The organism is Gelidibacter sp., from assembly GCF_035577925.1.
In the GTDB taxonomy this organism is placed as follows: Bacteria; Bacteroidota; Bacteroidia; order Flavobacteriales; family Flavobacteriaceae; genus Gelidibacter.
Genome location: NZ_DATJCY010000400.1, coordinates 1 through 6,462 on the forward strand (window position 1 = coordinate 1; position 6,462 = coordinate 6,462).

At 36.9% G+C, this 6,462-nt stretch carries 6 protein-coding genes; 4 read left to right on the top strand and 2 right to left on the bottom strand.

Going from position 1 to position 6,462, the window contains the following annotated elements; genetic code table 11:
• Positions 1-317: 317 nt before the first annotated feature.
• The 4 genes from VNJ50_RS15040 to VNJ50_RS15055 all read left to right on the top strand — a co-directional run bounded on the left by VNJ50_RS15040 (position 318) and on the right by VNJ50_RS15055 (position 4,337).
• Positions 318-956 carry an HdeD family acid-resistance protein gene (locus tag VNJ50_RS15040; RefSeq protein WP_325583113.1) on the top strand — a complete coding sequence of 213 codons (639 nt, stop codon included), beginning with the start codon at positions 318-320 and terminating at the stop codon, positions 954-956.
• A 217-nt stretch (positions 957-1,173) separates the two neighbouring features.
• On the top strand, positions 1,174-1,626 hold the full coding sequence (locus tag VNJ50_RS15045; protein ID WP_325583114.1) for an N-acetyltransferase: 453 nt from the start codon (positions 1,174-1,176) through the stop codon (positions 1,624-1,626).
• Between the two features lie 21 nt (positions 1,627-1,647).
• The gene (locus VNJ50_RS15050) at positions 1,648-3,357 is read left to right on the top strand and encodes an amidohydrolase (RefSeq protein ID WP_325583115.1); all 1,710 of its coding nucleotides are present in this window, start codon (positions 1,648-1,650) and stop codon (positions 3,355-3,357) included.
• A gap of 92 nt (positions 3,358-3,449) precedes the next feature.
• Positions 3,450-4,337 (top strand): DMT family transporter, encoded by an 888-nt coding sequence (locus VNJ50_RS15055; RefSeq protein ID WP_325583116.1) that lies wholly within the window; start codon positions 3,450-3,452, stop codon positions 4,335-4,337.
• Between the two features lie 194 nt (positions 4,338-4,531).
• Here the strand turns inward: VNJ50_RS15055 and VNJ50_RS15060 are convergent, their stop codons facing one another.
• Entirely contained in the window at positions 4,532-5,623 is a 1,092-nt protein-coding gene (locus VNJ50_RS15060; protein ID WP_325583117.1) for an efflux RND transporter periplasmic adaptor subunit, read from the bottom strand.
• Between the two features lie 35 nt (positions 5,624-5,658).
• The coding region (locus VNJ50_RS15065; protein ID WP_325583118.1) for an efflux RND transporter permease subunit at positions 5,659-6,462 on the bottom strand (804 nt) is incomplete at its 5' end.

The following is a 6,462-nucleotide window of genomic DNA, read 5'->3' on the forward strand; positions in this document are numbered from 1 at the left end:
GGAAGCCGTTTGGTGGCGTTGCCATCGCTCCATGATTGCAGATCAACTTAAAGCCAATGGCTGGAAAGTATTGCATATCATGGGAAAACATCAAGAAAAGGAACATCCTTATACAAAACCGGCACAAATAAAAAATGGGCAGTTGGCGTATCATTAACTAAATGCATCTAATTGATTTTTAATGTTTTATTACGATAAGGATTTCTGCAATATATGTCAGAACTGATGAAAATCATAAGTGATTTGAAGTTGCTGTTTTATATTTGTGGTACCATTAATTGAAGTATTAAAATTCAAATTACATTAAAATTTATATCATGGACACATCATTTTTAAAATCAATCAAAGAGGCTGTTAAACACTGGTATTTACCAGGACTTGTGGGGCTATTTTTTGTTATTATAAGCATTATCGTATTTATGTCGCCTGCGGGGTCATTACTTACGCTATCTTTTTTATTTGCATTTTCATTTGTTTTTGGCGGATTGGCAGAAGCAGTTTTTTCTGTAGTCAACAGAAAGCAAATGGACAATTGGGGATGGTCCTTAACTTTTGGCATCATCACTTTTATTGTCGGAGTTTCTTTAACCATGCATCCCGCACTGTCTATTAGTGTATTGGCATTCTATATTGGATTTTTGATACTGTTTCGTTCCGTTTCTGCCATAAGTTTTGCGCTCGACCTTAAGCGCTATGGCCGTAAGGATTGGGGTGTTTTATTGGCATTTGGTATTTTAGGAATTATTTTTTCCTTTATCCTAATCTGGAATCCAATTTTTGCAGGAATGAGCGTTGTCGTATTAATTGCTTTAAACTTTTTGTTTGCAGGGCTTTTCAGTATTTTCCTTTCCATTCAATTGAGAAAACTGCACAAATCACCCAAAAAGCTTTCTGCGAAACTTAAAAAGAGATACGATGAACTCATGGAAGATATTCGTGAAGAATGGGATGATTAAAATATAATACACAATATCGTTAATGACAAATAGAGGATGGGTCTGTTTTTAATAAAACATGGCTCATCCTCTTTTAAATTTTACGGCTATATTTTTTTGATCATTTGGGTTGTCAATTGACGATTTTCATTATTATCCATTCAATTGTTGGTATCTTCTTATTAGGAATCGTAAATTTCTCGACTTTTAGAAACCGAATACAATCCAAATTCAAATAATGATCATTAGAAATGCAACCTTAGAAGAGCTTAAAAGTGTCCATGACATTGAAGTCCTTTGTTTTAACGAGGGCAGTTATCCTTTATTTGTATTGAGACAACTTTTGGATATTTCAAATGATTATTTTTTAGTTGCCGAACACGATAATCAGATTTTGGGATATGCCATTGGCAATATTGTCAATGGATATGATCAAAGTTGGATTTTATCATTAGGAGTTCATCCACAAGCACGCGGCAAACAAGTAGGAAAAGAATTAACCAAAAAATTGATTTTCCTTTTAGAAGCCAATAATTCTAAGGAAATTTGCCTCACTGTACATCCCGATAATTTTTCAGCAATCAAAATTTATGAACAATTTGGATTTGAGATTTTTTTAGAATCCAATAACTATTATTTAGATGGAGATGCCCGGTTTTTGATGAAAAGAAAGGGCGTGTCCTCAAGGTAAATTTTTAATTATAAAAGTCTTATGAAAAAATTCATTTATAGCATGCTTGTGGTAATTACATTTTTCAACTGTAAAAATGATATGGAAAAGACTGATGATAACGGTTTTAAATTGTTTTATAATGGGGATATTATTACAATGCATTCTGAAAAACCATCGTATGTAGAGGCAGTTGTGGAGCAAAATGGTAAAATCGTTTTTACTGGAAAACTGAAAGATGCGGAAGCCAATTATGCCAATGCCAAGAAAATTGATCTTAACAGAAAAACCTTATTGCCAGGTTTTATTGATGCGCATAGCCATTTTGGTATGGTTTCCAACACCATGGGACAAGTCGATTTGAATCCGGCACCGATCGGAAGCATTACCAATATTGATGATATTATAGAGCAGTTAAAAATTTTTAAACAAGAAAAAAATATTCCTGATGGCGAATGGATTTTTGGGTGGGGTTATGACGACGGACAATTGGCCGAAAAACGGCATCCTACTAAAAATGATATCGATAAGGCATTACCAAACAACCCGGTATATTTGCAGCATACCAGCAGCCACATCGGTGTAGCCAATACATTGGCGCTTGATAAATTGAAAGTTTCTTCAGACTCAAAAAACCCAGAAGGAGGGAATATTGACCGTTTTCCAAATTCTGAAGAACCTACCGGATTAATGCAAGAAACCGCTATGTATCCATTTATGGAAGTGATGTTAACGGAGTTTTCAAGTAAGCAAGCGGAGTTTTTTGATACTACCCAACGCTATTATGCTTCCAACGGAATTACGACCGCTCATGATGGAATGGCCGATAGGAATGCCATTCGTTTTTATCAATCACAAGCCGATTCTGGAAAATTATATCTTGATTTGGTTGCCCTGGCTGGCTCTTTTGAATTGGATAGTAATTTAAAAGATGAAACACTTCAGTTTAAAACTTATAAAAACCGATTTAAAGTTCAAGGCACAAAAGTAGTTGCAGACGGATCACCGCAAGGCAAAACCGCCTATTTTACAAAACCATATTTAACTGAAGTTTCTGGTTGTATTACTGATTGTAGAGGTTTGCCAAGTATAGCACAAGCCGATTTAAATGCCATGTTTGTTACAGCATATGAGGCTAAAAACCAGTTGTTTGTTCATTGCAATGGCGATGCTACAATTGATATGGTACTTGAAGCACATGAAAAAGCCTGTTTGCGCTTAAACATTCCTTTGGACACCGATTTCCGAACCATTATTATCCATGCACAATTTGCCCGAGCGGATCAATTGTTCAAATTTGTGAAATACAAAATGGAACCTTCATTTTTCAGTAATCACGCTTATTTTTGGGGTGATGATCATGTAAGGAATTTGGGTCAGAAAAGAGCTGATTTTTTAAGTCCTATGGTAAGTGCCGATCGGTTGGGATTAAAAATCACTAATCATTCCGATGCGCCAATCACACCAGTAAATCCTATTTTTTCCATTTGGTCAGCGGTAAATCGGGTGTCTCGATCAGGCGCAGTTATTGGCGAGAAAGAACGCGCAAAACCTTATGTAGCGTTAAAAGCAGTAACAAGCAATGCAGCCTATCAGTTTTTTGAACACCATTTAAAAGGTTCAATTTCAGTAGGTAAATTAGCGGATTTTGTGATCTTGGATGCTAATCCATTAAAAGTGAAACCGATGGATATCAAGAATATTCAAGTCTTGGAAACCATTAAAGAAGGGCAAACCATATTCAAAAAATAGCATTCTGTTGATGATGAAAATTTCCTAAATAAATGAGAAGTACTTCATGCCTCCACATTCTTAACATATTTATTTAAACTGTTTTTCGATACATGGCTCAATTATTTAATAACCGATGGTTTCTATTCATTGTTATTTCTCTTACTTGGGGAAGCTCATTCATTTTGGTCAAAAAATCATTAATCGCTTTTTCTCCTTATGAAATCGGTGCCATCCGTGTAGTTGTTTCTGGGCTAATATTTTCGATCATAGGGTTTAAGGCTATTTTAAGAATGCCTCGTAAAACCTTTTTATGGGTTATTGCAGCTGGGTTTTTTGGAAATTTTTTACCCATGTTCCTATTTCCAATTGCGCAACAACAAGTTAGTAGTTCTTTGGCTGGTATTTTAGATGCTTTGTTCCCCATGTTTGTGCTGGCATTTGGTTTTTTGTTTTTTGGAATTAAAAGTAGTTTATCTCAGATTGTTGGAGGGATTGTTGGATTTTTGGGTGCGACGAGTCTCATCTATTTTTCAGAATCAGATGCTGGAGATTCTCAATTCTGGTATGCAATGCTTGTAGTTTTGGCGGGTGCTTCCTATGCTGTCAATGCTTTGTTTATTAAGCATAAAATCCCCGATCTTTCTCCGGTTGATTTAACGGCATCTGTGTTTACTATTTGGGCTGTTCCGTCGATGGTTATTTTATATTTCACTGGGATTTTCAATAATTTTGAAATGTCACCAGAACGCTTAGAAGCAATGGGCTATTTAGGGTTTTTAACCGTTTTTGGTACTACTATTACCATGTTTTTATATTATAAACTGATTCAAAAAACATCAGCTGTCTTTGCAAGTTCAGTCAGTTATTTATTGCCTGTTGTTGCCGTAATGTGGGGTGTTTTGGATGGTGAACAGTTTACGTTTTGGTACCTCGTGGGAGGTCTATTAATACTAATTGGGATTTATATGATTCGTGAGCGGAAGGAAACACAGGATTAAAGTGTCAATATGTGTTCATTAAACAGTGGTATGATATACGTTCTAAATGCCATCATCTTTATTGATTTTTCAGTATTTATTAAGTGCACTGCAGTTGTTGGGGTGAAATCAAAAGTTTTGAATATAGAAGAGATAATAAAAAACCTCGCTAACGGAATTTGATTAGCGAGGCTTTTTTTAAAGATTAAAAGAAATTATTTCATTTGCTCTGTAGGCTTTTCAATGATCAGATCTCCAGCTTTCAAATTTCCAAAAACTTCTGTAATCGTATCTAAACGAACGCCTTCCTTTACTGGTATACGTTGGATTCCTTTTTCGTTTTTAGTCAAAACAAATAATCCGGATTGGGTGTTTAATATACTTTTTGGCAAAACCCAAAATGTAGGTGTTTTACGTTTTAATTTCAATTGAACCTGGGCATATTCTCCACCGTTTAGGCTGTGATCGGAATTTTTTACATCAAATTCCAAAGTCATCGCACGGTTTTGTGAATTGATAATTTTTGAACTACGTGAAAGAACAGCCTTAAATTGTTTTCCAGGTTGGGAATTGATTGTAAAAAAAACTTCCATATCATTATTTGCCGAACCAGCATGCTTTTCTGGAAGAGCTATTTTTAACTTCAGGTTTTCCTCATCTGCCATTTTGAAGACAGGTTGCCCTGAGCCTGGCCCTACCAAGGCGCCTTCAGAAACGTTTCGTTCAGTGATAACCCCGTTAAAAGGCGCAACTACATGTAAGTATTTTTGCATTTGGGCACTATGTCCTGTTTGTGCTTGTGAAGATTCATAAGCCGATTTGGCACTATTCATCGTGCTTTCGGCACGATCCAATTCAATGGCGGCTACCGCACCTTCGGTTTTAGCGGCTTCTTTTAAACGTTCCAAATTTTGTTGGGCATACAGATAATCGCTGTGCAGTTTCTTTTCCGAAGACCGATCGGAAACCAACCTTTGATCTATTTCAGGAGCTTCCAAAACAGCTAAGAGCTGACCTTTTTTTACGGTATCGCCAATATCCACGTTAAGTTTTTTTACAAAACCATTTACTTTGGCATAAAGTGAAACCTGCTCTGCTGGTTCCAATTCTCCAGGAACGATTAGTGCATAATCTGGTTGCATTTGGGAAATAGGCTTGGTGATGATTTCCTGTTTTGTCGGAGGAGTATGGGCATTATTGGACCGTTCGCTTTCCTTCACTTTCGCATCGGAACACGATGCAATAAAAATAGATGATAACACTGCGAGACCAGTTATTGTTTTTAAATGTTTAAAATTAAGTTTCATAATTTCTACTATTTGAATTATTTTTTAATCTGTAATTAGTTTTCTAAATAAAATTCACTGTCTCTATCTTCCGGATCAAGGGATGAACTTTTTACAGTCGATCGCGACATTACCGTTGAATAGAAGTGCGGGATGAGCAGTAGTATGGTGATAGACGATCCTATCAATCCACCAATTACGGCTCTTCCCAAAGGTGCGGCTTGTTCTGACCCTTCCCCAATTCCAATGGCCATAGGGAGCATTCCCGCAAACATGGCCGCTGCGGTCATCAGAATAGGTCGCAATCGAGATGCGGAAGCCAATCTTGCGGAATTCGCTGGTTTTAGTAGGAGTTTCTTTCGATAGAATTCCCCTTGGTCCACCAATAATATGGTATTGGAAACCGAAACACCAATTGCCATAATAATTCCCATATACGATTGTAGATTCAATGTACTTCCGGTTAAAAAAAGCACCAATAAACTTCCTGCAAAAACTGCAGGGGCTACCGATAAAATAACCATAGGTACTTTAAAGGATTGATAATAGGCTGCCATCATCAGGAAAATGGCAATTAGCGCGACACCCAATCCTGCAATCAAGCTGCTCATGGTTTCATCGAGTAAATTCATGGTCCCTTCAGTCCAAACGGTAACGCCCCTCGGTGGATCTCCAGCTTGCTTAATCGCGTTCTTTACCGCAGCTGAGGCCGATCCCAAATCTTTGTCATGAATATTTGCAATCAAGGTCACATAACGATTTGGTCCTTTTCTATTTACCTGTGCCGGAGCTGTGGATTGGCTAATGTTTGCCACATCTTCCAAAACTGGCCGCATGCTTCCTTTTTTAACAGGCATGGA

Coding starts and splice junctions, on each gene's coding strand:
- VNJ50_RS15045 (WP_325583114.1), top strand. CDS start 1,174: ATGATCATTAGAAATGCAACCTTAGAAGAGCTTAAAAGTGTCCATGAC.
- VNJ50_RS15040 (WP_325583113.1), top strand. CDS start 318: ATGGACACATCATTTTTAAAATCAATCAAAGAGGCTGTTAAACACTGG.
- VNJ50_RS15060 (WP_325583117.1), bottom strand. CDS start 5,623: ATGAAACTTAATTTTAAACATTTAAAAACAATAACTGGTCTCGCAGTG.
- VNJ50_RS15050 (WP_325583115.1), top strand. CDS start 1,648: ATGAAAAAATTCATTTATAGCATGCTTGTGGTAATTACATTTTTCAAC.
- VNJ50_RS15055 (WP_325583116.1), top strand. CDS start 3,450: ATGGCTCAATTATTTAATAACCGATGGTTTCTATTCATTGTTATTTCT.